This is a genomic window from Sphaerisporangium sp. NPDC049002 (genome assembly GCF_040649355.1).
Lineage (GTDB): Bacteria > Actinomycetota > Actinomycetes > Streptosporangiales > Streptosporangiaceae > Sphaerisporangium.
Window position 1 is genome coordinate 1 of the sequence record NZ_JBEZFH010000102.1, and the last position, 24443, is coordinate 24443.

A 24443-nucleotide genomic window follows, 5' to 3' on the forward strand; every position below is an offset into this window, starting at 1 on the left:
CGATTGCGGATGCTTCGGCGGCGGCGGCAAGCTGGCGGAGGGGCGACCTGGACGACCCCGCCCGCCCTGCCCTCCTCGACGTCCACCACGACGGCGTCGAAGGTCTGCCCGACGCGGTCGCGCAGCACGAACGCCTCCACCAGGTCGACGCAGGCGCGCTCGACGGCGGCGGCCCGCCGCCCGGTGCCCGCCATGAGCGCGGGAAGCCCTTCGAGGGCCTCCTGCACCGGCTCGGGCACCGGCACGCCCTCGGCCACGGCCAGGCACACCTCGGTGCCGTAGCGGTCGACCAGGCGGCGCAGCGGGGCGGTCACGTGGGCGTACGGCGCGGCGACCGCGGCGTGGGTGGCGTCCCTCGGCGGCTCGCCGTTGAACGCGGTGTACCCGGCGCCGCGCAGCAGCACCGTGGACTCCTGGAGGAACGCCGCGTTGCCGGGGATCTTGGAGTCGAGGCTCCGCACGACCTCGCCGAAGGAGGAGCCCTCCGGCCAGGCCACCCCCAGCGCCGCGGCGATCCTGCGGACCCGCGCCACCGTCTCCTGCGGGGCGGGGGGCAGCGTGCGCAGCACGCCCATCTCGGCGTCGAGCATCATCGCGGCGGCGGCCATGCCGGTCATCAGGGAGATCTGCGCGTTCCACTCCTCGGCGGCCAGCGGCGTGCGGAACTCGACACGGTAGCCGTCCCCGTGGGCGACGACCTCCTGCTCAGGCGTGGGAAGGCTCACCCCGCCCCGCGCGCGTTCGAGCTCCAGGCGCAGCCCGCCGACGACAGGGAGCAGCCGCAGGGTGCCGTCGGCGGTGCCGGTGTCGATCGCCGCCTGCACGTAGTCGTAGTCGAGCCGCTCGCGGCTGCGCACCAGCGCCCGGCTCACGTCGGCCCCCACGGTCTGCCCGTCGGAGTCGAGGTCGATGCACCACAGCGCCGCGGGCCGCACGACGCCGGGCAGCAGGCTGGCCGCCCCCTCCGACAGCACGGGCGGGTGCAGCGGGACGCGCCCGTCCGGCATGTAGACGGTCTCGCCGCGCTTCCTTGCCTCGCCGTCGACGGCGCCGCCCGGCGGCACGAACGAGGCGACGTCGGCGATGGCGTACCAGACCCGGTAGCCGCGGGGCCGCTCCTCGATGCACACCGCCTGGTCGAGGTCCATCGACCCTCGGGGGTCGACGGTCAGCAGCGGCAGGTCGGTGCGGTCGGGCAGGGAGGGAAGCGGAGCCGAGGCGACCCTGGCCGCCTCCTCCATCGTGGGAAGGGGGAACTCCCCGGGAAGCTCCAGCTCGCCGCGGATGCGCTCGAAGCCCTCGGCGAGCCGCGGCGCGTCGGACACATGGATCGTTTTGGGACGCACATCGAGGATCCTAGGGGGCCAAGGTGGCCAGCAGGCGGTTCAAGGGGTTGTCGAGGCCGTAGCGGTCGGCCAGGGCGACCAGCGTCTCGGGGTCGCGCGGCGCGGACGGACGGGCGATGGACACCTCGGGGAGCGGCGCGTCGTGCGCGACCTTGACCACGGCAGGCGCGACGGCGAGGTAGTCGCGGGCCTTGGCGAGCTTGAGGCGGCTGCCCGCCGGGAACCCGTCGGTGACCCCCTCGTCGATCGCCTTGAGCATGGCGTCGAGCGACCCGAACCGGGTGACGAGGGCGGCGGCCGTCTTGTCGCCGACCCCGGGGACTCCGGGGAGCCCGTCGCTGGGGTCGCCGCGCAGGGTGGCGAAGTCGGCGTAGGCGCGGCCGGGGATGCCGTACTTGGCGGACACCTCCGCCTCGTCGATCACCTGGAGGTTGCGAATCCCCTTTATCGTGTAAAGAACGCGGCACGGCTGGTCGTCGTTCACGAGCTGGAAGAGGTCGCGGTCGCCGGTGACGATCTCGACCTGCCCGGCCGCGCGGGCCGTGTACGTGCCGATCACGTCGTCGGCCTCGTACCCCGGCACGCCGACCCGGGCGATGCCGACGGCGTCGAGCACCTGCTCGATCACCGGGACCTGGGGCTCAAGGGTGTCGGGAACCTCCTCCTGGTGGCCGGTCGCCACCCGGTGGGCCTTGTAGGAGGGGATCGCCGCCACCCGGAAGGCGGGCCGCCAGTCGGCGTCCATGCACGCCACGATCTCGTCCGGCGAGTGGCCGCGGACCAGCGTGGCGATCATGTCGATCAGCCCTCTGACGGCATTGACCGGCATGCCGTCGGGGGCGGTCATCGACTCCGGGATCCCATAGAACGCCCGGAAGTACAGAGAAGGGGTGTCGAGAAGCATCAGCCCTGGCATGGGCCTATCCTTCCAGCACTCCCACGGCGAGCAGGCAGATATCGTCCTCCGGGTTCGGGCCGCCCACCGACTCGACCAGCATGTCGAGCTTCTCCTGCAGGCAGGCGTCCCACGTCAGGGTCTCGGCCGCGGCGACGGTGAGCGCCAGGCCCTCGTCGATGTCACGCCCGCGCCGCTCCACCAGGCCGTCGGTGAACAGCAGGAGCAGGTCGCCGGGGCGAAGGCTCAGGCTGCCCAGCGCGTACGGCAGGTCGAGGCTCGCGCCGAGCACCACCCCGTCGGGAGGGCTCAGCTCCTGGGCCACCCCGTCCCTGACGAGGATCGGGGGCAGATGGCCCGCCTGCGCCCAGGTGAACAGGCCGGTGGAGGGGTCGAGGTGGCCGGCGACGGCCGTGGCCGTGCCCTCGCCCATGCGATGGCACACCAGGCCGTTGAGCCAGGCCAGCAGCCGGTCGGCGGGCTCCCCGGTCATGGCGAGGCCCACCAGGGCGTGGCGGAGCTGCGCCATCTGGGCGATGGCGGGCAGGCCGTGGCCCGCGACGTCGCCGATGGCCAGCAGCACCCGCCCGTCGGGCAGCGTCGTGGCCTCGTACCAGTCGCCGCCCAGGCTGGAGGTCTTCTCGGCCGGGACGTAGCGCACGGCGATGTGGGCGCTCGGCAGCATGATCGACCCGCCGGGATCGGGCAGGATCGCGTCGCGCAGGGCCACCGAGACGCGCCGCGCCTCCGCCGCCTTCTGGCGCGCCTGCAAAAGCTGCCTCCGGGACTCCCACATGATCCGCTGCGCGTTGGCGAGCCGCGCTCGCAGCCGCAGGATCGTCTCGGCGGTCGTCAGCGGCGCCGGGCCGCGGGGGAGTGCAGCCTCTGGGTCGTTAGGTGGGGGGAGGGGTGGCGGTGAGCCGCCCACTACGCCGACCATGTAGCAGCTCGCTCTCAAAACACCGGGTAGTTGGAGTATTCAGGAGCGGATCGTGATCGCCCCTATGCGAATAGTAGTCAGTCCGGGGAAGTCGTGAGGGGTGTTTCCTGTGGTGGGAAGGGTTTTCATGAGGGGTCAGGCCCGCCGGGCCGGGGGTACCCCTATCGGCGCCCGGGTGCCCTCTGCCCGTCCGGGCGCTCGCGGGCGGCGTGATCGGGGGGGCAGGGGGTGCGGGCGCGGGAATAGCGGTGGAATACATTGGTCGGTGTGACAACGACGTCGTCTGATCTTTACCCCGTGACCCGCGTGGCGGACGTGCGCGAGGCCACCGCCGCAGCGGGCATCGACGCCCTGCTGCTTACCCCGGGCCCCGACCTCCGCTACGTCACCGGATACGACGCGCTCCCGCTGGAGCGGCTCACCTGCCTGGTGGTGCCCGCCGGCGGTGAGGCGTTCATGGTGGTGCCGAGGCTGGAGCTGGCCGCCGCGGAGGCCTCGCCTGCCGCGCGCCTCGGGCTGGAGTTCGTCCCCTGGGACGAGACGGACGATCCGTACTCCCTGGTGGCGCGCAGGATCGGCCGGGTCGCCACCGTCGGGCTGGCCGACCGCATGTGGGCCCTGCAGTCGCTGCGCTTCCGCTCCGTGCTGGCGGAGACCGAGCAGGTGCTCGCCGGGTCGGTGCTGCGCGAGCTGCGCATGCGCAAGAGCCCCGCGGAGGTCGCCGCGCTGCGCGAGGCGGGCGCCGCGATCGACGCCGTGCACGCCCAGGTGCCCGGCCTCCTCAAGGCGGGCCGCACCGAGCGCGAGGTGGGCAAGGACATCGCCGAGGCCATCCTCGCCGCCGGGCACGTCACCGTCGACTTCGTCATCGTGGGCTCCGGCCCTAACGGCGCGAGCCCCCACCACGAGCTGTCCGACCGCGTCATCCAGGCGGGCGACCCGGTGGTCGTCGACATCGGCGGCCAGATGCCGAGCGGATACTGCTCCGACTCCACCCGCGTCTACTGCGTGGGCGAGCCCCCCGCCGACTTCGCGGCGTACTACGAGGTGCTGCGCCGTGCTCAGGACGCCGCCTGTGAGGCCGTACGTCCCGGCGTGACGTGCGAGTCGGTCGACGCCGCGGCCAGGGAGCCGATCGCCGACGCGGGCCACGGTGACCGGTTCATCCACCGCACGGGCCACGGCATCGGGCTGGAGTCCCACGAGGAGCCCTACATCGTCTCGGGCAACACCGAGCCGCTGGCGCCCGGGTTCGCGTTCTCCGTCGAGCCGGGCATCTACCTCCCCGGCCGCCACGGTGCCCGCATCGAGGACATCCTGGTCTGCACCGAGACGGGCGCGGAGCGACTCAACAACCAGCCTCGCGATCTCGTCATCGTGTGACCGCGGGCGTGACCTCCCATGACAAGTGACCCCCTGTGACCCGGAGTGCATCGATGGCGGTCGACCGCGCCCTGCCCACCCCCGAGGCCCATGACCTGCTCGACCTGGTCCAAGACCTGATCGCCAAGGAGGTCGCGCCACGCGCGGCCGGCGACGAGGCCGAGGGCCGTTTCCCCCGCGAGGTGTTCGCGACGCTCGGCCGCGCCGGGCTGCTCGGCCTTCCCTACCCCGAGGAGTACGGCGGCGGCGAGCAGCCGTACGAGGTGTACCTGCAGGTCGTCGAGGAGCTGGCGGGCGCGTTCCTGGCCGTCGGGCTCGGCCTGTCGGTGCACACCCTGTCGTGCTTCCCGCTCGCCGCGTACGGCACCGAGGAGCGGAGGGCCGCGCTCCTGCCCGGCATGATCGGCGGTGGGCTCCTCGGCGCGTACTGCCTGTCGGAGCCGCAGTCCGGCTCCGACGCCGCCGCCCTCACCACCCGGGCCGTGGCCGGCGACGACGGCGGGTACACCCTGAGCGGCGTCAAGGCCTGGACCACCCACGGAGGTGTGGCCGACTTCTACACCCTCATGGCGCGCACCTCCGGCGACGGCGCGCGCGGCATCTCCTGCTTCCACGTGCCGGCCTCCTCGCCGGGGCTGTCGTTCGCCCGCCCGGAGCGCAAGATGGGCATGAGGTCCTCGCCGACCGCCCAGGTCCGTCTCGACTCCGTACGGCTCGCGCCCGACGCGCTGGTCGGGGCGGAGGGGGAGGGGTTCCGCATCGCGATGGCGGCGCTCGACGGCGGGCGGCTCGGCATCGCGGCATGCGCGGTGGGCGTCGCCCAGGCCGCGCTCGACACCGCCACGTCCTACGCCCGCGAGCGCCGCCAGTTCGGCTCGCGCATCGCCGACTTCCAGGGCCTCGGCTTCATGCTCGCCGACATGGCCACGCAGGTCGCCGCCGCGCGTGCGCTGTATCTGGACGCCGCCCGCCTGCGCGACGCCGGCCGGCCGTACGGCACGCGGGCCGCGATGGCCAAGCTGTTCGCCACGGACATGGCCATGAAGGTCACGACCGACGCGGTGCAGGTGCTCGGCGGCTACGGCTATGTGGAGGACTTCCCGGTCGAGCGCCTCATGCGCGAGGCCAAGGTCCTGCAGATCGTCGAGGGCACCAACCAGATCCAGCGCCTGGTCATCAGCCGCGCCGTCACCAAGGACGGCCCATCGTGAGGTTCGCCCAGGTCAGGACGGGGTGACCGCGATCAGCTCCCACCTGCGATATTTGGGGTAGTCCGGCAGCTCTTCCTCCGAGACGACCTTCACGCCGTCGCCGCTCCCCGCCCTGACGAGGTAGCCGCCCTTGACGCTGCCGGCGACACCGACGATGAGGTGGTCGTCCGGATCCCATGCCCACACGCTGGTCTCCAGCGCCTCGCCGCATCCACCGGCCCTCGGAGCCGCCGGGCGGTCCTTGCCCGGAGCCGAGGAGACGTCACCCTCGTCCGGGGTCCGTGGGACGCGGCCCTCGCCGGGGCCGGCCTCCTCGCACGGGGGCGGGTCCTGGTCGCCAGGCTCGCACTCGACGAGCTCGGCTCCGTCGTGGGACTTTCCCGCCGCGGTGAGGCACGCGGGCTTGCCCTGCTTCGTGCGGCGGACGCTCACGAGCCGGTCGGGGGACTCGCCGTCCCCGCTTCCGGTCCACTGGTGCTGGAGGAGATCCTGGTCGCATTCGGACTTGGCGAGGCGGACCTCGTCGTAGGCGCCCAGGCACAGCCCGCTGCCGTTCTTGAGGATGAACGGCCCGGCGGGGAATCCCCGCGGTCCGGTGTCCGCCTGGGCGGACGGGGTCGCGGCGGCCACGAGCGCGGCCACGAGGAATCCGGTGGCCCAGCCGGTGCTGTGCGGTCTCATGGGGTGAACGTATCGTCATCTCTCCGTTACACACAGCACTGACACCCCCGGCGCGACCGGTGTCGGCCCGCAGGGTCATCGGCTCCGGCGGGCGCCCCAGATGAGAAGGTACAGACTGGTGGCGACGACGGCCCACGCCGTCGTCGCGATCCCCATGGCGACGACCGTGGGGATCCGGGCCGCGAGCGCCCACACGCACAGGGCGAAGGCGATCATGCCGACCGCGCCGAGCAGGGCGCCGCGGACGTCTTGCTCGGCCAGGAACCGGCTGTGCTCCTGGGCCTCGATCAGAGTGAGGGTGGCGGCCAGAACGGCCGGGAACGCGAGGAAGATCCCGCCCGCCACCGGTCCCCAGCGGATGCCGGCCAGGCCGGCCACCACCGAGACGGCCGCGCCGAAGGCGAAGCGCACGGCCAGGGCCGCCGGCGAGATGTGGCGCAGCTTCGACGGGTCGGCACGGATCTTCTCTGAGTCGTTCACGCGATCAGCGGCCAGCCGACCGCGGCGACGGCCGCCCACACCGCTATCGCGACCACCGAGCCGGCGACGACGCCCAGGCGTTCCACGAGGGGAGCCGCCGACGCGCAGTACGCCACGAGCGCGACCGATCCGACGATCATCCCCCGGGCGGCCTCCGCGACCTCGGTGCCGCCCGTGAAGACCCAGGTCACGGTCATCCCCGCCAGGGCGACGGCCGGCCCCGCGGCGAAGATCCCGGCGAACCTTTTGGGGGTCACCATCTCGCCGAGCAGGGCGAAGGCCATGACGAGCAGGCCACCGCACAGCGCGCGCAGGACGATCACCCAGACCTGGTCCATGATCCCCCCCTCGGGCCGGAGTCGCCGGCGGAACGGCTTCCCGGGTGGTCACGCCGCCTCGTGGCCGCCGGCCCTGCCTTCCCCGGCGGTACGGGCCGCGTCTCCGGCATCCGTTCCTATGCCATTCATCGGCATCACGGGCCGGATCTAACCACCGGGCGCCCGATCAGCCCGTCCGCGTGACCGCTTACCGCCGCCCGTGATCAGTGCTCGGGGCGGGCCGGGACGGCGGACGGCCGCCGTGCGAGCACGGCGGCCGTCGCGGAATCCGGAAAGGGCGTTACTCGATGCGGGCGTTCAGGCGGTACTTGAACCCCTTGCCGGAAGGGGTCGAGGCGTCGATGATCTGCGTGCCGCCCATGACGGTCACCGGGACGCTGAGCAGCAGGTCGTCGCCGACGAGGTCGTCCTCCCACACCTGGATCGTGAAGCGGGCGCCGGGGGCGAGGGTCAGGTGGACGTACGGCCCGGCGGGGAGACGGGACGATCCCGGCGAGCAGTTCGCGGCGGTGCTCGTGAAGACCCAGCAGTTGCCGAGATAGGTGTTGGCATTGCTGCCGTTGGTCGGCCACAACTTGTACCACTCGCCGTTGTCGGCCTTGAGCTCGATGCGGACCTCGTCCTGGCCGCTCTCCTCCAGGTCATAGGCCTCCAGGGAGCCGAGCACCAGGTTGAGGGCCAGGGGGGCGAGCCCGGACTTCTCCGAGACGATCTTCTTTGGACCCGTCTCCGGACTCGGTGAGGCGGCGTCGGCGGCCGGCGCCAGAATCGCGGCCAGCGTCAACGCGGCCGCGGTGGCGGTGATTCTCGACAGGAACTTGCTCATGTCGTCCCCCTCAGGCCCAGACCGGCTCGAGCCGGAACTTGAGCTGGTAGTAGTAGCCGTTGATGCGAGCGTTCTCCGTGTGGTATTCGTTCTCGCTGATCGGGTGCGGCCAGAGCGGCACGTTGACGAGCGCGTCGTCGCCCGAAAGGTCGTCGTCCCAGAGGGTCACCATCAGGATCTGGCCGTCGGCCGGGTAAGTCGGTGTGTTGACGGCGCTGAAGCTCCGCAGGCGGGAGCCCACAGGGCAGGCGCCCCCCCTGATGGAGACGCAGTCGTTCTTGGCGACCGACAGGTAGGAGTCGGACTGCGGGAAGAGCTTCTGCGACTTGCTGCTGCCACGCTGGGCCGTCACGTAGATCTCGTCGTGACCGCTCTCCTCCAAGATGAAGGCCGTGAAGCTCTCAAGTACGACCCGGACCTGCGGTGCGGCGTCGGCGTGCGCGGTGCTCCCCGTCAGCAGAGACCCCGCGACCAGCGCGCCGCCGAGCGACACGCGGGTGAGTAGGCGGGTGATCAGCCGGTACATCCCCGTTCTCCGTTCATCGTTGATCAATTCGGCTCCAGCCTGGGGGAGGCGACTTGAAGATCACTTGGGATCCACTGGAAGCCCGGGTGATCCCCAGGGCCTGTGACCTGGTCGGCTGCCGTCCGGATGAACGGGGCGGCGCGCGGCGTTATGCACGGGCATGGGAGATCTCTTCGCGGACCAGGGTGTCATCAGGCGGCTGCTCGACGAGTCGCGGACGTGGGCGTTCGTGGGATTGACCGACAATCCCGACCGGACCGTCCATCAGCAGGCCAGGCTCCTTCAAGAACGCGGCAAGCGGATCGTGCCGGTGAACCCGGCGGCGGCCGAGGTCATGGGCGAGCCGGGCTACGCGACCCTCGCCGAGATCCCGGTCCCGGTGGACGTCGTGGGCGTCTACCGCAGGTCGGAGGCGGCCGGGGCGGTGATCGACGAGGCGGTGGCCGCGGGCGCGAGGGCCGTATGGCTGCCGCTCGGCGTCGTCGACGAGGCCGCCGGCCTGCGGGCGCTCGACGCGGGCCTGGACGTCGTCATGAACCGCTGCCCCGCCGTCGAATGGGAGCTGCGCCACTGAAGGGATGAGCCGCGCCTCCGGAGACCGCCTGACTTCTGCTCGGTGAGGGCCACCGGCAGGCGCCGTTCGTCTCCGGCGACCACGCCAGGGGCGCGATCGGGCTTCTTTCGACGGAAACGACGGAAACACGGTAGAGACCGGGTCGATTCCACGGAAGTTTATCTACATGCCCCGTCATCGCATGAAGATTCGTATATATGATCTTTGACGGTCGTGGGGCAAGGTCGAACGACCGCAGGCCGTCGCGGGCCGCCGTGGCCCGCGTGACGTGGTCCATCCGGACGGAGGCCAGTGATGTCCCGGGAACCTGGGCGTGTCGAGCTCAACACGCACATCGCTCACCCGGCCCGGATGTACGACTACTACCTGGGCGGCAAGGACAATTTCGCCGCCGACCGCGAGGCCGCGGAGGAGGCGCTGAGGTCGGCGCCGGAGATCCGCGCCATCGCGCGGGAGAACCGGGCCTTCATGCAGCGGGTGGTGCGTTTCCTGGTCGCCTCGGGCATCCGGCAGTTCCTCGACATCGGCGCCGGGCTCCCCACGCAGCGCAACGCGCACGAGGTCGCCCAGGAGGTCGCCCCCGACGCGCGCGTCGTGTACGTGGACAACGACCCGATCGTCCTGGTACACGCTCGGGCCCTGCTGGCCGGGTACGGGCAGGGGCAGACCAAGGTCATCACGGCGGACGTGCGGCGGCCGCAGACGATCATCGAGGATCCCGACGTCCGCAAACTGATCGACTTCAGCCTGCCCATGGCCACGATGCTCATATCAGTGCTGCAGTTCGTCCCCGACATGGACCCGGAGGACATCGTCGGGCCCCTGCGCGCGGAGATGGCGCCGGGAAGCTATCTCGCCGTCTCCCACCCCACCCAGGACTTCCGCAAGGAGGAGGTCCTGAAGGTCGCCGACACCTACACGCGTGCGAAGGCCCCCGCGGTGCCGCGGACCAGGGCGGAGATCGAGCGCGTGTTCGGCGACTTCCGGTTCGTGGACCCCGGGCTCGTCCAGGTTCCGCTGTGGCGGAACGAGGGCCCGGTGTTCGACCTCGACCGCATCTGGATGTACGGAGGGGTCGCGCGGAAGCCCTAGCGGGTCCCGGAGGCGTGAGGCCTCCGCACGAGCCTTGCCGTTCTCCCTTCCCCCGAGGTGCGCAGTGGACGTCGTCGACGCGACGGGAACGACGTGCCCCTGACGCCGAGTCACGCCGTCGTCGCCCTGCCGTTGCGGCGGTGGCTCCCTCCGACGGCTCTGGCGGTTGGTGCGATGGTGCCTGATCTGCCCTACTACGTGCCGCTGCCTTTCTCCTCCGAGACCACGCACGGCTGGCCGGGCGCGGTGCTGGTGGACGTGCCGGCGGGTGCCGCGCTGCTCGCGCTGTTCACCCTGGTGCTGCGAACGCCGCTGACGGCGCTGGCCCCCGAGGGGCTGCGCGCGCGGCTGCCCGACCGTGCGCCGTCCGGGCGCTGGGCCGCGGTGGCCGCCGGGCTGTTCGCCGGTGTGGTCACCCATCTGCTCTGGGACGCGTTCACGCACGCGGACGGCTTCGCCGTCGTCCACTGGCCGGTGATGCGCGCCCCGGTCGCCGGGGTACACCGGGTGTTCAACGTGGTCATGTACGCGAGCTCGCTGGGCGGGCTCGCGGTCCTGGCCGGGTGGTCCGCCGCCTGGTACCGGCGTGCTCCCGTACGGCCGGGACGGTGGCCGGGCGTGCCGCCACGGGTGCGCGCGCTGGTCCTGGTGGCGGGCGGGGCCGCCGCCATCGCGGGCGCGGCCGTCCTCGCGAGCGGCTCCCCGCCGAGCCTCTACGACCTCGTGCGCTCGGTGCTGCTGGGCGCCATGGACGGCTGCGCCGCCGTCGTGGCCTGCTACGCGGCCGTGTGGCACGCCCGGGCGGCGACGGGTCGCCCGGGCGTGCGCCCCGACGTTCCCCCCTGAACGTTCGCGGCGGCTCTCCCATTCGCGATGGTGCTCGACCCGGAGCCGTGGCCTATTGTTTCCGGGTGCTCAAACCCCGGCTCGTCGCCCTGGTCGCCGCGGCCGTCACCGTGGCGGCGGGGCTGGGAGCCCGGGCCGCGCTCGACGGCGCGGTGGCCAAGTACGCGGGCGACCTGCTCTACACGCTCCTCATCCAGACCCTCGTCCTCGCCGCGGCGCCGCGCACGCGTCCGATTCGGGCCGCGGGCGTGGCGCTGGGCGTGAGCTGGCTGATCGAGTTCGCCCAGCTCACCGGGGTCCCGGCCGAGCTGTCGGCCCGCAGCTCGATCGCCCGGCTGGTCCTCGGCTCCACCTTCAACCCGCCGGACCTCCTCTGCTACGCCGCAGGGGCCCTGCTCGGATGGACGATCCACACGAGCGCGCTCCTGCGGCGATGTGGGGATACCGCTTCGAGCGTGATCACGAGACGCTCGGCAGCAGCAGGCTGAAGACCGGTGGTCGCTCACGCTGCACCAGCAACCGGCCGCCCTCGGCCTCGGCCAGCGACCGGGCCAGACCGAGACCGATGCCGTGGCCGCCGCGCGGCACGCGGCCGAAGACGTCATTTCCCTCGGCCACGCCCTCGCCCTGGTCTCCCACCTTGACGGCGATCCCCGGCCCCACGTCGGTCACCGTCACCACGACCTCGCCCGCGCCGTGCCGCAACGCGTTGTCGAGTAGCACCAGCAGGATCTGGCGGACGGCCGCCGAGGACGCCGTCACCATGGGCAGGTCCGCGTCCACCCGGATCCTGAGGCGGCGCCCCTGCGCGGCGAGCAGCCCGTGCCAGTCCTGGCGCACCTCTTTCATCAGCGCGGGCAGGTCGAGCGGAAGCCCGGAGCCGTGGGCGTCGCGCGCGAGGGTCACGAGGTCCTCGATGATGGTCTGCACGCGTTCGCCGCGAGCGAGCGCGTTCCTGATCGCCTCGGTCCCGTCTGCGGACGGCCGGGTCAGCGCCGATTCCAGGCCGAGCATGAGTCCGGTCAGCCCCGTGCGCAACTGGTGCGAGACGTCAGCGCTGAACGCGCGTTCGCGGGAGAGCGCGTCGCCCAACCGCCGCGCGGTGGCCTCCAGTGCCTCCCCGGCCTGGTCGGCCTCCAGAACCCCCGATCTGGGCGCCCGTACGGTGAAGTCGCCGTCACCGAGAGCCTGCGCGGCACCGGTCAGCCGTTCGAGCGGGGTCGCCAGGCGGCGGGCCAGGTAGATCGCCATGGCGGCGGCCAGGCCGAGCACGACCAGGGCGAGCCCGCCGAGAGCCAGCCACGCCTGGTGGACGCGCTCCTCCACCTCGTCGTACGCCGTGGCGACGCGGGCCGTGACGGTGATGCCCTCGTCGGACGGGATGGGCGCGGACACCGCGAGATCGCCGTTCTCGACCATCTGGTGGGTGTGCCCGTCCCGGCCCAGCACGGCTAACGCCGACGTCGCCGGACCCGCGCCGAACAGCCGCTTTCCGTCGACGGTGTAGATGCCCACGATCAGGTGGGCCGAGATGTTCTCCGGCAGGACGAGCGGCAGGTTCGGATCGGTGCCGACGTCGTCGGGGATCGCCGCGGCGATCCACGCGGCGTCCTTCTGCAGCGCGGAGACGGCCTGGTCGCGGTAGAGACGGTTGACCGAGATCGCGAGTGGCGCCGCGAACAGCAGAACCGCCAGGGCCGTCACGGCGACGATCGTGGCCAGCGCTCGGCGGCGCAATGGAGTTCCTCGCTGCCTCATGCCCGCATCGTCGCAGTTCGGAGGTTAGCGTCTCGATAATCACACGCCCATCGGTCCTCCGCGGCCGTTTTCATCGCCTTGAGTGACCGATGTTCGGTGACGCCGCGCGGCGACCGCCGCCGGCGGCCTCGGGACGAAGGTGAACGCTCCGCTAACCCATCGTTCAGCGGACGCTGACCACGGGGTTTCTACGTTTGCATTCATGAACTTGCGATACCCCGTGACGCTCGCGCTGGTCATCGGCATGATGACGGCGGTGGGCGGATGCGCCGGCCGGCAGCCCCAGGCCGCCCCGGCCACGACGGCGCCCGTCTCCCAGGCGACGGCACACCCGAGCGAGTCCAACCCGGTGGGCGACATTCCCGACGACACCGTCTACCTCCCCTTCCAGCCACAGGGCCAGGGGTACGAGATCAAGGTGCCCGAGGGGTGGTCACGCGGTGACCTGCCCACCGGGGCGACCTTCACCGACAAGCTGAACAGCGTACGCGTCGAGATCGGCGCCCCGTCCGACCCGTCAGGCGCGGAGCGCGTCGACCAGAAGACCGTCAGTCGCTCCGGCGGCCAAGCCCGGCTCACCGTCTTCCGGATGGACAGCGTCCCTGACGCGGTGACGGGCAAGGTCATCCGCGACGAGGTCGAGCGCTACGTCTTCACCAAGGGCGGCAAGCAGGCGGTGCTGACCCTGACCGGCCCGGTCGGCGCCGACAACGTGGACCCGTGGCGCACGGTGTCGGACTCGTTCCGGTGGACCTCGTGATCCTCCAGGCCGACGAGCTGTACCGGTTCTACCGGTCCGGCGAGGAGGAGACCAGAGCACTGCGCGGGGTCTCGCTCGGCGTGGACGCGGGCGAGGTCGTGGTGGTCAGCGGGCCATCGGGGTCGGGCAAGTCGACGTTGCTCAACTGCGTCGCCGGGCTCGACGACCCGGACGGCGGCAGCGTCCGCGTCACCGGGCGCCGCATCAGTCACCTGCCCGAGGCGGAAAAGGCGCGGCTGCGGTCACGCCTCATCGGTGTGCTGTTCCAGAGCGGCAACCTGATCGAGCATCTCACCGTCGCCGGCAACCTGCGGCTCGCTCAGACGCTCGGCCGGCGGCCCGATCGCGCGTACGCCGGCGAACTGCTCGAACGCCTCGAACTGACCGGTCTTCGAGACGCGCGGCCGAGCGCGCTGTCCGGTGGTGAGGTCGCGCGAGCCGGGCTGGCGGTGGCGCTCGCATGCCGTCCCGCCCTCCTGGTCGCCGACGAACCGACGGGGGAACTTGACGCCGACAGCGAAACGTCCGTGCTCGACCTGATCAGGGACCAGGCCCGCGAGCGGACCGCGATCGTCATCGCCTCGCACAGCGCGGCCGTGCGCGACAGGGCCGACCGGATCGTCGAACTCTCCGATGGGCGGATCGCATGAGCGTCGCCACCTGCGAGGACGTCGCGCGCGCCTATGGGCGCGGCCACAGAGCCGTCGTGGCCGTGCACGGGATCTCGTGCACGCTCGGCGCGGGCGACCAGGTCGCGCTGACCGGGCCGTCCGGTTCGGGGAAGACCACCCTGCTCCATCTGCTCGCGGGCCTGGACCTGCCCACCACCGGCACGATCACCTGGCCCGGCTTGGGCGGCGAGCCGCGCGGCCAGGTCGGCGTGGTGTTCCAGGGCCCGAGCCTGCTGCCGCCACTGGACGCGGCCGAGAACGTCTCGCTGCCCTTGCTCATCGCCGGGCATCCGGCCGAAGACGCCAGGACCCGCGCCATGGCGGCCCTCGACGCCGTGGGCATCGGCGACCTGGCAACGAAGCTGCCTCAGGAATTGTCCGGCGGCCAGGCGCAGCGGGTCGCGGTCGCCCGCGTCCTGGCCGGCTCACCGCGACTGATCATCGCCGACGAGCCGACCGCCCAGCTGGACGCGCCGCAGGCCACCCGGGTCGTCGAGCTGTTGATGACCGTGGCGGAGGAACTGCGCGCGGCTCTGGTCGTCGCCACCCACGACACCCGGATCGCGCGGCTACTACCCCTGCGCTGGCAGATGCGGGACGGAGCACTGACATGCTGACCTGGCTCTGGTTGCGCGGCCTGCTGACCCGCAGGCCCACCCGGCTGGCCCTGGCCGCCATGGGAATCGCGCTGGCGGTGGCGCTGCCCGCCGCACTCGGCACGTTCCTGGCCTCGGCCAAGGCGACGATGACGGCACGATCGACCGGCCGGGTGGCCGTCGACTGGCAGGTCGAGGCGCAGCCAGGCGCCACCATCACGACCCCGATGCCCGGCACGTCCCGCACGGTGGAGTTCGGCACCTTCGACGGGCTCAGTGTGCCCAGCATGGACACGGGCCCGGGCCGCGCGCTCGGCGTCACCGCCGACTACACCAGGGTCTTTCCCGGTCAGATGCGGCTGCTGGCCGGCGACATGACCGGCGCGCTGCTGGCCCAGCAGACCGCCGCCAACCTGCACGCCCAGCCCGGAACGACCGTCAGCGTACACCGGCGCGGGCAGCCGGATGCCCCGGTCAAGGTGTCCGGAATCGTGGAGCTACCACAGGCCGACGCGCTCTTCCAGCGGGTCGGCGCGCCGGCGGGCGCCCAGCCTCAGGCACCGCCGGACAACGTTCTGATCCTTCCCGCCGCGCGGTGGCGCCCGCTCTTCGCCGGCGGCCCTACGGCGCGGACCCAGTACCACGTGCGCCTGGACCATCACCTGCCGTCCGACCCCGCCGCCGCGTACGTCAAGGTCACCGGCGCAGCGCGCAACCTGGAAGCGCGGATGGCGGGAACCGGCCTGGTCGGCGACAACCTCGGCGCCGCCCTGGACGCCGCCCGGCAGGACGCGCTGTACTCCCAGCTGCTGTTCGTGTTCCTCGGCGTGCCCGGTGTGGTGCTCGCGGTCCTGCTGACCGCGTCGGTCGCCCGATCCGGGGCCGTACGCCGCGCCGCCGAACAGGCGCTGCTGCGCGCCAGAGGCGCGACCCCGGCCGCCTTCCTGCGGCTGGCGCTGGCCGAGACGCTGCTCGTGTGGGCCGTGGGGACGATCGCGGGGCTCGGCCTGGCCGCCCTCACCGGCCCGATCGGCACATGGGGCCCGGTCAGCGCGGCTCTCGGCCTGATGGTCACCGGTGTGACGGTGCTGCCGCCGGCGCTGCGGCCGGGCAGTGTGGTCACAGGGCGGGCGCCCGTCGGCACCGATCGCCGGCCGGTCGTCCTGCGCTACTGGCTCGACCTCGTGCTCGTCGCGGCCTCCCTGATCCTGTTCTCCCTGGACACCGGCCACCAGCTCGTCCTGGTCCCGGAGGGGCTGACCCAGATCTCCGTCGACTACTGGGCGTTCGCCGCGCCCGCGCTGCTGTGGGCCGGGTTCGGGCTGCTCATCTGGCGGCTGGTCCTGCTGCTGCTCGGTCCGGGCAGGCGGCTGGTCGCCCGGCTCGCCGCGCCGCTCGCGAGCGGGCTCGGCGGCACCGTCGCGGCCTCCATCGCCCGGCAGGCGCGACCCGTCGGCCGGGGTGTCACGACGGCCGCGCTCGCGGTGGCGTTCGTGCTGACCACGGCGACCTTCAACGCGACCTACCAGCAGCAGGCCGACGTCGACGCCGTGCTCACCAACGGGGCCGACGTCACCGTCACCCGGACGAACGCGAGCGAACACCAGCTGTCCGCCGTGCCGGGGGTGTCGGCGGTCGAACCGCTCCAGCACGGCTTCGCGTACGTGGGCTCGGACCTGCAGGACCTGTACGGCCTGCGCGCGGGCACCGTGGTTTCGGCGGCGCGGCTGCAGGACGCCTACTTCCCCGGTGACACGGCCACGGGCGCCGTCGCCAAGCTGGCCGCCCGGCCGGACGCTCTGCTGGTCAGCCAGGAGACCGTCACCGACTTCCAGTTGAAACCGGGCGACCTGGTGCGACTGCGCAGCCAGGACGGTCACATCGTGCCGTTCCACTACGCCGGGATCGTCGCGGAGTTCCCCACGGCGCCGCGCGACAGCTTCCTGGTCGCCAACGCCTCCTACCTGGCCAAAGCGTGCCCCGGCTCGTGCGGCTCGACGACGTTCCTGATCTCCACCGACGGGACGGCGCCGCACGTGGTGGCGTCGCGGATACGCGCGCGGCTCGGCCCGGACGCCGGCGTCAGTGACCTGGAAACCACGCGCCGGGTCGTCGGATCAAGCCTGACAGCCGTCGACCTGAGCGGGCTGAGCGCCATCGAACTCGGCTACGGCCTGGCCCTCGTCGTGGCCGCCACCGGGCTGCCGCTGGTGCTCGGCTTCGCGGAACGCCGCCGGACCTTCGCACTGGCGCGCGTGCTCGGCGCCCGGCCGCGGCAGCTCGGCGCGTTCATCTGGACCGAGGTCGCCCTCGTCGGGATCGGCGCGGCCGTACTCGGAACGGCCGCGGGGTGGGCCCTCGCGCGAATGCTCGTGGTCGTGCTGAACGGCGTGTTCGATCCGCCGCCCGACCATCTCGCCGTCCCCTGGGGACACCTGGCCACGCTGGCCGGGCTGTGCCTGGTGGTGCTGACAGCCGCCGGGGTCATCGCACTGCGGGCGGCCCGCCGTCCGCCACTGACGGTCCTTCGGGACCTGTGAGACGGGGCTCCACATGCGTAAGCGCGTGCCGTACCTCGCCAGGGGGACCAGGACGGCCTCGCCCCTGCCGCCGGCGCATTCCTGGTACCTCTGCCGTCCGATCGGAAACACATGGTGACAATGAAGACCCGGTTCCTCCTGAGCGTCCTCGCCCTGGTACTCGCCACCCTGCTCGGCTTCGCCGCGCGCACGCCCGGCTGGACGGCATGGGACTGGGCGTTCAGCCGGGCCGTCCAGTCGGCTCGCGCCCCGTGGCCGACGGGCGTCGCGCAGGTGCTGAACCTCGGCTTCAGCACGGTCTCGGGGATCGTCGTCGTCATCGTCCTGACGGCGTGGCTCACCTTCGCCGGGAGACGGGCCGACGCGGCACGGTCCGTCGTCATCGTCCTGGCCGGCTGGGGGATCAGCATGATCCTCAAAGTGGTGGTCGCGCGACCCCGTCCGCCGATCCAGCACGCCCTGCTCGGCGAACTGGGCGACAACAGCTTCCCGAGCGGCCACGTGTGCCTGACCCTGTCCCTGGCCGTCGTCGCCGCGCTGCTCGTGCGACGACGCTGGGTGATCGCCGTGGGCGCCGTCGTGGTCATGGCGCAGATGTTCGCGCGGATCTACCTGGGCGCTCACTACCTGACCGACACCGTCGGCTCGCTGGTCGCCGCACCCGCCGCCATCGTCCTGATATCGAGCCTGAGCCAGGGCCGCAGACTGGGCGTGCTGCTGCTGAACCGGGCCAACCGCCGGCGCTCGCGCGATGCGGGCCCGCCCGGCCGGCGGAAGATCCGGATCCTGCTGCTGCACGCCAACGGGATGGGCGGCACCATCAGATCGGTCTACAATCTGGCCGCCGAACTGGCCACCGATCACCAGGTCGAGATCGTCAGCGTCGTACGGACCCGGCCCGAACCCTTCTTCGCCGTGCCCGACGGTGTCACCGTCACCTTCCTCGACGACCGCACACAAGGGCGCCGCCGGGGGATCGCCGCGATGCCCAGCCGCCTGATCCCCCGCGACGAGGCCGCGTACCGGAGCTTCTCGCTGCGGACCGACTGGCTGCTCGTCCGCTTCCTGCGTGGACTGCGCGGAGGCGTCCTGATCACCACCCGGCCGGGGCTGAACCTGGTGACCGCCTTGTTCGCGCCGCCGGAGGTCATCACGATCGCGCAGGAGCACGTCGGCCTGGAATCCCACAGGCCCGGTGTCCGGGCGCTGATCCGCCGTAGATACGGCCGGCTGTCGGCGCTGGTGACACTGACCGAGGCGGATCTGGCCGCCTACCGCGCGCTGCTCGGGCCCGCCCCGCGCCTGGAACGCATCCCCAACGCGCTGACCCCGCTCACCGGCGGCCCGTCGCCTCTGCGGGAACGCACCGTGCTCGCCGTCGGGCGGCTCACCCGGATCAAGGGATTCGACCTGCTGATCAAGGCGTGGGAACAGGTGGCCCCCGACTTCCCGGACTGGCGGCTGCGCATCGTCGGGAAGGGCCCTCAGATGGCCAAGCTCGTCGCGGCCGTACACGAACGCGAGCTGCAGGACTCGGTGCAACTCACCGGAGCGCGGGCCGACATCGGCGCCCAGCTCGAAGCCGCCTCGGTCTTCGCGCTGAGCTCACGGCACGAGGGCTTCTCCATGACGATCGTCGAGGCGCTCAGCAAGGGCGTGCCCGTGGTCAGCTTCGACTGCCCGAACGGCCCCCGCGAGATCGTCACCCCGGAGCGGGACGGCCTGCTGGTGCCGCCCGGCGACACCGCCGCGCTCGCCGAGGCACTCGAAGAGCTCATCCGCGACGACAGGCGACGCCGGGAACTCGGCACGCGTGGCCTGCAGACCGCCAAGCGGTACGATCCGGCCCGCGTCGGCGGCCAGTGGCGCCGGTTGCTCGCCGACCTGGCCGAGGCGAGCTGAGGTGCCGACCGTGGCGATCGCCGAGGACGACCTGCCGCTGCGCGGCCTCCTCACCCGTGGTCTGCGGGAGGAGGGTTTCGATATCACATTGAGCGTCCCCACCGCCCGCGAGCTGCTCACAGGCGTCGAGGCGGGCCCGCCTGACCTGCTCGTCGTCGACATCGGCCTGCCCGACGCCGACGGCCGCGACGTCGTCATGGCGCTGCGAGCCCGGTGCGTGCACGTGCCCGTGTTGCTGATCACCGCGCGCGACAGGCTGCACGACCTGCTGGCGGGGTTCCGCGCGGGCGCCGACGACTACCTGGTCAAGCCATTCGCGTTCCAGGAGCTGATCGTGCGGCTGCACGCGCTGGCGCGCAGGGCCGTGCCCGCCGCCCCGGGCGAAGGGGGGCTGCGCCTGGACCCGGCGCGGCACTGCGCCACCGACGGGGAGCGCGTCGTCGATCTCACGCCGATCGAGTTCCGTCTGCTGGCCCCTCTGCTGGCCAGGCCGGGCGAGGTCGTCAGGCGGCACGCGCTGATCGCCGCCGCCTGGCCGGACGGCGCGATCGTGCACGACAACACCCTCGACTCCTACATCACACGGCTTCGCCGCAAGCTCGCCGGCCTGAACGGCGAGGCGAGCATCACCGCGGCGCGCGGCATCGGGTACCGGTTCTCGTGATCGGCCGCCGCCTCCTCGCGGTCACGACCGCCTCGGTCGCCGCCGCGCTGCTGGTCCTCACCATCGGTTTCTGGGCCGTTCTCACTCACGGTCTCGACCAGGACGCCGTACGCGTGCTGCGCTCCCGCGCCGAAGCCGCCATGACCACGGTCGAGGTGACACCAGGAGGGCTCGCCGTCGAGGATCCGCCGATGGACCAGGTGCTCGACGACAACACGTGGGTGTTCGACGCCGCCGGGCGCGCGCTGGCACGTCCACGTGCCGGAGCCGCCCTCGACCAGGCCGCCACCACGCTCACCACCGGGATGCGGGACGTCGGCGACGCGCGGCTGCTGGCCGTCCCCGTTCCACGGGGAGGAACCGTCGTGGTGAGCGTGTCGATGCGCCCGTATTGGGACAGCGGGCGGATCGCGCTGATGGCCGCCTCGGCGCTGGACCTGATCGTGCTGGGGCTGGTGGCCCTGCTCACCCGGCAGATCGTCCGGGCCGCGTTGCGGCCGGTCAGCGCGATGACCCGGCAGGCTCTGGAGTGGAGCGAGCACGACCTGGACCGGCGGTTCTCCTTTGGACCCGCCCGAGACGAACTCACCGGCCTGGCCGCCGGGCTCGACGTGCTGCTCGACCGTGTGGCGACCAACCTGCGGCACGAACGGCTGCTCTCGGCCGAGATCGCGCACGAACTGCGCACGCCCCTGGCACGGTTGCGCGCCGAGGCGGAGATCGCCCTGCTGCGGCCCCGGCCGGTCACGGAACTTCGGCGGGCGCTGGACGGTGTCGTGACGCACACGGGCGAGCTCGCCCAGGTCGTCGACACGTTACTGGGTTTCTCCAGGACTCCGATCACCTCCACGGGATGCCGGATCGGCGACGCGGTCCAGGGGCCGGGGGTGGACTTCGCCTGCGACCCCGGCCTGCGCGTGAGCTGCGAGCGCGAACTCGTGGCCCACGTCCTGGCCCCGTTGCGCCACAACGCCCGAGCGTACGGCTCGACGGATCAGGTGACGGTGGACCGCGACGGATCGGCCCTCACACTCACCGTCACCGACGACGGCCCGGGGGTCCGCCCCGGCGAAGAGGAGCTGATCTTCGACCCCGCCCACCGGGGCAGCGCGTCTCATCTGGCGGAAGGATCCGGGCTCGGCCTGGCCCTCGCCCGCCGGCTGGCGCGGGCGAGCGGCGGCGACGTGACCGCGCTTCCCGGATCGAAAGGCCGCTTCGTCGTCCGGCTGCCGCTGGCCTGAACGCGGTCAGGATGATTTCAGGCGGCCGATGTGAGCCTGCCGGCATGAGAACACTCAACAAGGTCCCTCAGGTCACGATCTTCTTCTGGATCATCAAGGTGCTGTGCACGACGGTCGGCGAGACGGCCGCCGACTTCCTCAACGCCGCCCTCGGCCTGGGCCTGACCAACACCACCTACGTCATGACCGCGCTGCTGATCGCCGCCCTGGTCATCCAGTTCTCGCTGCGCCAGTACATGCCCGGTGCATACTGGCTCGTCGTTGTGCTGATCAGCGTCGTGGGCACGCTGATCACCGACAACCTGACCGACGCCTTCGGTGTCCCGCTGGAGGTCACGACCATCGGGTTCGCGGTCGCCCTCGCGATCACCTTCGCCGCCTGGTACGCCGCTGAGCGCACGCTCTCGATCCACACCATCCACACGACGCGGCGCGAGGCGTTCTACTGGCTGGCCATCCTGTTCACCTTCGCCCTGGGCACCGCGGCGGGCGACCTGCTGGCCGAGTCGCTCAACCTCGGCTACGCCCTGTCGGCCGTGGTGTTCGGCGTCGTCATCGCGCTGGTCGCCACCGCCCACTACGGCCTGAAGCTCAACGCCGTGGCGGCGTTCTGGCTCGCCTACATCCTGACCCGGCCACTGGGCGCCTCGATCGGCGACTACCTGTCCCAGCCGGCGGACGCAGGCGGCCTGGGCCTGGGCACGGTCGTCACGAGCGGCCTGTTCCTGGCCACGATCCTGGGCTTCGTGCTCTACCTGAACGTCAGCCGGCGCGACCGGATCCCGGCGGCGGCACGTTGACCGGAACCTGACCGCGTCGCTGAGGGGGACGGTCGTGACCTTGAGAGGCACCCGGGACGGTCCGGGTGCGGGGAGAAGGCATAGCTTTGGGCGAGAACGTATCGGCCCGCGACCTGTTCAGGTGGTGAACTGATTGATCCGCGACCCGCGCCGGATCCTGGTGACCGGCGCGGCGGGCAGGCTCGGGCGTGCCACGCTCGGCCTGCTCGCCCATGAAGGCGTCCCGGCGACCGCACTCGACCTCGACGACCCCGGGGACCTGCCGGCAGACCGGGTGGTGACGGGCAGCGCGGGGGACGTGTCCGCCGTCCGTGCCGCGCTGGAGGGAGTGGACACCGTGATCCACTGCGCCGCGCTGGCGGCGCCGAGCCTCGGCACACCGGAGCAGGTGTTCGCCGGGAACACCCGGGCGACCTTCGTCGTCCTTGAGGAGGCGGCCCAGGCGGGTGTGCGGCGGGCCGTGATCGCCAGCAGCTTCTCGGTCCTCGGCCTGCCCTGGTCGTCACGGGAGCTGCATCCGGCGTACGTGCCGATCGACGAGGCCCTGCCGCTCCAGGTGGAGGATCCCTACGCCCTGTCGAAGCAGGTGGACGAGGCGACCGCCGCGATGATGGCCCGCCGCTACGGCATGGACTCGGTGGCGCTGCGCTTCCCCCTGCTCGGCGGGCCGGCCGACCAGCTCCCCGGCCGGGCCGCGAGCTACGCCGCCGATCCGCGAACGGGCGCCCACGAGCTGTGGACGTACCTGGACACCAGGGACGCCGCCCGGGCGAACTGGCTCGCCGCGACCCGTCCGGTGACGGGCGCCCACGTGCTGTTCGTGGCCGCGCCGACGACCCTGGCCCCGCAGCCCACCGAGGCGCTCCTCGACCGGTTCCATCCGGGTGCCGAACGCCGCGCCCCCCTGCCGGGGCGTGCGGCGCCCATCGACGTGAGCGCCGCCGCCGCGCTGCTGGGCTTCCACGCCGAGCACCTTTACCCCGTCGAAGCGGCCTCCGGCCTGGTGATCCAGTGAGCGGGCCCGGAGAGGGCGGCGTGATGCCGCAGACCCAGGCGCCATGGCCCGCCCGCGACGCCCTGCGCATCACCGGCGTGCGACCGATCGTGACCGCGCCAGAAGGCGTCCCCCTCGTCGTGGTGCGGGTCGACACCAACGACGCCGGGCTGTACGGCCTCGGCTGCGCCACCTTCACCCAGCGCTTCCACGCCGTCGCCACCACCGTCGAGCGGCACGTGGCCCCCATGCTGATCGGCCGGCACCCGGCCGACATCGAGGACATCACCCGCATGGTGTACCTGTCGTCGTACTGGCGGGGCGGGCCCGTGCTCAACAGCGCGCTGTCCGGCGTGGACCAGGCGCTGTGGGACATCGCGGGCAAACGGGCCGGCATGCCCGTGTACGAGCTGCTCGGCGGGCGGGTACGGTCGGCGGCCGAGCTCTACCTGCACGCGGGCGGCGCTTCGATCTCCGAGACCCTCGCCGAGGCCGGCAGGATCATCGACGATGGATACCGGCACGTCCGGGTGCAGGTCGGCCAGCCGGGGCTCGGCAGCTACGGCGCGCCAGGGAAGGGGGGCGGGTATCCCGGCCGCCCGAACCCCGACGGCTGGGACGTCCAGCAGTACCTGCGCACCGTGCCGGAGCTGATGGCCGCGGCCCGGGCTGAGCTCGGGGAGGAGATCGAGCTGCTGCACGACGTGCACCACCGCCTCTCGGTCAAGCAGGCCGTCGGCCTGGTGCGCGCGCTGGAGCCCTACCGGTTGTTCTTCCTGGAGGACCCGATCCCGCTGGAGCTGTACGACCGGCTTCCGGAGGTACGTGCCGCGGCTCCGATGCCGATCGCGGTGGGGGAGCAGGTCTCCTCGGTCGCCGACGCCGCCCGCCTGGTCACCGGGGGTGGGGTCGACCTGCTGCGCGTGCACGTGTCGGCGGTGGGCGGGCTCACCCCCGCACGCAAGCTGGTGGCGCTGTGCGAGCTCACGGGGGTGGGCACCGCCTGGCACGCGCCCGCCGACGTCTCGCCGATCGGCGCGGCGGCCAACGTGGCGCTCGACGTCACGACCCCGGCGTTCGCGATCCAGGAGGGGCACGTCTACAACGAGGCCACCCTCGCGGTGTTCCCCGGCACACTCGTTCCGCGCGGCGGCTACCTGTATCCCAACGACGCGCCCGGCTGGGGCATCGACGTCGACGAGGCCGCCGCGGCCGGTTACCCGCCGGTCACGCACCTGTTCGAGCGCTGGGCCGCCACGGTCCGCCGTCCCGACGGAGGGATCGAGGCGCCATGAGAAAGGGCCGGGGGGGCGCCCCCGCGCGGGGGGCCCGCGGGCGGTCGTTGGGGGTAGGACCGCGCCCCCGGAGCGCAGCCCGGC

The 24443-nt window shown here is 72.3% G+C and carries 25 protein-coding genes; 16 read left to right on the forward strand and 9 right to left on the reverse strand.

Annotation, left to right across the window (positions count from 1 at the left end; genetic code table 11):
* The 3 genes from AB0B89_RS20665 to AB0B89_RS20675 form a co-directional block, all read right to left on the reverse strand.
* Positions 1 to 1346, reverse strand: a 1346-nt coding sequence (locus AB0B89_RS20665) for an RNB domain-containing ribonuclease (protein WP_358555001.1), incomplete at its 3' end; no start/stop codon positions are given.
* Between the two features lie 10 nt (positions 1347 to 1356).
* Positions 1357 to 2262 carry a 5'-3' exonuclease gene (locus tag AB0B89_RS20670; RefSeq protein ID WP_358555003.1) on the reverse strand — a complete coding sequence of 302 codons (906 nt, stop codon included), beginning with the start codon at positions 2260 to 2262 and terminating at the stop codon, positions 1357 to 1359.
* A gap of 4 nt (positions 2263 to 2266) precedes the next feature.
* Complete coding sequence (locus AB0B89_RS20675; protein ID WP_358555005.1) at positions 2267 to 3181, reverse strand: PP2C family protein-serine/threonine phosphatase; 915 nt, start codon at positions 3179 to 3181, stop codon at positions 2267 to 2269.
* A gap of 297 nt (positions 3182 to 3478) precedes the next feature.
* Here AB0B89_RS20675 and AB0B89_RS20680 point away from each other — a divergent pair, with 297 nt between their 5' ends.
* Both AB0B89_RS20680 and AB0B89_RS20685 read left to right on the forward strand, forming a co-directional pair.
* On the forward strand, positions 3479 to 4564 hold the full coding sequence (locus tag AB0B89_RS20680) for a Xaa-Pro peptidase family protein (protein WP_358555008.1): 1086 nt from the start codon (positions 3479 to 3481) through the stop codon (positions 4562 to 4564).
* A 53-nt stretch (positions 4565 to 4617) separates the two neighbouring features.
* Complete coding sequence (locus tag AB0B89_RS20685; RefSeq protein WP_358555011.1) at positions 4618 to 5775, forward strand: acyl-CoA dehydrogenase family protein; 1158 nt, start codon at positions 4618 to 4620, stop codon at positions 5773 to 5775.
* Between the two features lie 12 nt (positions 5776 to 5787).
* Here AB0B89_RS20685 and AB0B89_RS20690 read toward each other — a convergent pair whose 3' ends face one another.
* The 5 genes from AB0B89_RS20690 to AB0B89_RS20710 form a co-directional block, all read right to left on the reverse strand.
* Positions 5788 to 6456 carry a hypothetical protein gene (locus AB0B89_RS20690; protein ID WP_358555014.1) on the reverse strand — a complete coding sequence of 223 codons (669 nt, stop codon included), beginning with the start codon at positions 6454 to 6456 and terminating at the stop codon, positions 5788 to 5790.
* A gap of 75 nt (positions 6457 to 6531) precedes the next feature.
* Complete coding sequence (locus AB0B89_RS20695) at positions 6532 to 6936, reverse strand: DUF3147 family protein (RefSeq protein WP_358555017.1); 405 nt, start codon at positions 6934 to 6936, stop codon at positions 6532 to 6534.
* Positions 6933 to 7274, reverse strand: coding sequence for a DUF3147 family protein (locus tag AB0B89_RS20700; RefSeq protein WP_358555020.1), 342 nt, complete (start codon positions 7272 to 7274; stop codon positions 6933 to 6935). Before AB0B89_RS20700 ends, AB0B89_RS20695 begins: the two co-directional genes overlap by 4 nt.
* Before the next feature lie 280 nt (positions 7275 to 7554).
* Complete coding sequence (locus AB0B89_RS20705; RefSeq protein ID WP_358555023.1) at positions 7555 to 8100, reverse strand: hypothetical protein; 546 nt, start codon at positions 8098 to 8100, stop codon at positions 7555 to 7557.
* 10 nt (positions 8101 to 8110) lie between these two features.
* On the reverse strand, positions 8111 to 8626 hold the full coding sequence (locus AB0B89_RS20710; RefSeq protein WP_358555026.1) for a hypothetical protein: 516 nt from the start codon (positions 8624 to 8626) through the stop codon (positions 8111 to 8113).
* Between the two features lie 160 nt (positions 8627 to 8786).
* On the opposite strand from AB0B89_RS20710, the gene AB0B89_RS20715 reads away from it, so the two are divergent.
* The 4 genes from AB0B89_RS20715 to AB0B89_RS20730 all read left to right on the forward strand — a co-directional run bounded on the left by AB0B89_RS20715 (position 8787) and on the right by AB0B89_RS20730 (position 11626).
* Positions 8787 to 9200: a CoA-binding protein gene (locus AB0B89_RS20715; RefSeq protein ID WP_358555029.1), complete on the forward strand. Its 414-nt coding sequence runs from the start codon at positions 8787 to 8789 to the stop codon at positions 9198 to 9200.
* A 294-nt stretch (positions 9201 to 9494) separates the two neighbouring features.
* Positions 9495 to 10292: an SAM-dependent methyltransferase gene (locus AB0B89_RS20720; protein ID WP_358555032.1), complete on the forward strand. Its 798-nt coding sequence runs from the start codon at positions 9495 to 9497 to the stop codon at positions 10290 to 10292.
* 93 nt (positions 10293 to 10385) lie between these two features.
* Positions 10386 to 11138, forward strand: a complete 753-nt coding sequence (locus tag AB0B89_RS20725; RefSeq protein ID WP_358555035.1) for a DUF4184 family protein — start codon at positions 10386 to 10388, stop codon at positions 11136 to 11138.
* Between the two features lie 65 nt (positions 11139 to 11203).
* Complete coding sequence (locus tag AB0B89_RS20730) at positions 11204 to 11626, forward strand: DUF2809 domain-containing protein (RefSeq protein WP_358555038.1); 423 nt, start codon at positions 11204 to 11206, stop codon at positions 11624 to 11626.
* Here the strand turns inward: AB0B89_RS20730 and AB0B89_RS20735 are convergent.
* The gene (locus AB0B89_RS20735) at positions 11598 to 12896 is read right to left on the reverse strand and encodes a HAMP domain-containing sensor histidine kinase (protein WP_358555041.1); all 1299 of its coding nucleotides are present in this window, start codon (positions 12894 to 12896) and stop codon (positions 11598 to 11600) included. The two genes, AB0B89_RS20730 and AB0B89_RS20735, sit on opposite strands and share 29 nt — an antisense overlap.
* Before the next feature lie 202 nt (positions 12897 to 13098).
* On the opposite strand from AB0B89_RS20735, the gene AB0B89_RS20740 reads away from it, so the two are divergent.
* The 10 genes from AB0B89_RS20740 (at position 13099) to AB0B89_RS20785 (ending at position 24359) form a co-directional block, all read left to right on the forward strand.
* On the forward strand, positions 13099 to 13656 hold the full coding sequence (locus AB0B89_RS20740) for a hypothetical protein (protein WP_358555043.1): 558 nt from the start codon (positions 13099 to 13101) through the stop codon (positions 13654 to 13656).
* Positions 13644 to 14306, forward strand: a complete 663-nt coding sequence (locus AB0B89_RS20745; RefSeq protein ID WP_358555046.1) for an ABC transporter ATP-binding protein — start codon at positions 13644 to 13646, stop codon at positions 14304 to 14306. The genes AB0B89_RS20740 and AB0B89_RS20745 overlap by 13 nt, the downstream gene beginning before the upstream one ends.
* Positions 14303 to 14944 (forward strand): ATP-binding cassette domain-containing protein, encoded by a 642-nt coding sequence (locus tag AB0B89_RS20750; protein WP_358555048.1) that lies wholly within the window; start codon positions 14303 to 14305, stop codon positions 14942 to 14944. Before AB0B89_RS20745 ends, AB0B89_RS20750 begins: the two co-directional genes overlap by 4 nt.
* Positions 14938 to 17463: an ABC transporter permease gene (locus tag AB0B89_RS20755; protein ID WP_358555051.1), complete on the forward strand. Its 2526-nt coding sequence runs from the start codon at positions 14938 to 14940 to the stop codon at positions 17461 to 17463. Before AB0B89_RS20750 ends, AB0B89_RS20755 begins: the two co-directional genes overlap by 7 nt.
* 120 nt (positions 17464 to 17583) lie before the next feature.
* Entirely contained in the window at positions 17584 to 19365 is a 1782-nt protein-coding gene (locus tag AB0B89_RS20760) for a glycosyltransferase (protein WP_358555054.1), read from the forward strand.
* Between the two features lie 10 nt (positions 19366 to 19375).
* Positions 19376 to 20029: a response regulator transcription factor gene (locus tag AB0B89_RS20765; protein WP_358555057.1), complete on the forward strand. Its 654-nt coding sequence runs from the start codon at positions 19376 to 19378 to the stop codon at positions 20027 to 20029.
* Positions 20026 to 21270 carry an ATP-binding protein gene (locus AB0B89_RS20770; RefSeq protein ID WP_358555060.1) on the forward strand — a complete coding sequence of 415 codons (1245 nt, stop codon included), beginning with the start codon at positions 20026 to 20028 and terminating at the stop codon, positions 21268 to 21270. The genes AB0B89_RS20765 and AB0B89_RS20770 overlap by 4 nt, the downstream gene beginning before the upstream one ends.
* Before the next feature lie 44 nt (positions 21271 to 21314).
* Complete coding sequence (locus AB0B89_RS20775) at positions 21315 to 22070, forward strand: hypothetical protein (protein ID WP_358555063.1); 756 nt, start codon at positions 21315 to 21317, stop codon at positions 22068 to 22070.
* A 133-nt stretch (positions 22071 to 22203) separates the two neighbouring features.
* Positions 22204 to 23085 (forward strand): NAD(P)-dependent oxidoreductase, encoded by an 882-nt coding sequence (locus AB0B89_RS20780; protein WP_358555066.1) that lies wholly within the window; start codon positions 22204 to 22206, stop codon positions 23083 to 23085.
* The gene (locus AB0B89_RS20785) at positions 23082 to 24359 is read left to right on the forward strand and encodes an enolase C-terminal domain-like protein (RefSeq protein ID WP_358555069.1); all 1278 of its coding nucleotides are present in this window, start codon (positions 23082 to 23084) and stop codon (positions 24357 to 24359) included. Before AB0B89_RS20780 ends, AB0B89_RS20785 begins: the two co-directional genes overlap by 4 nt.
* Positions 24360 to 24443 lie beyond the last annotated feature (84 nt).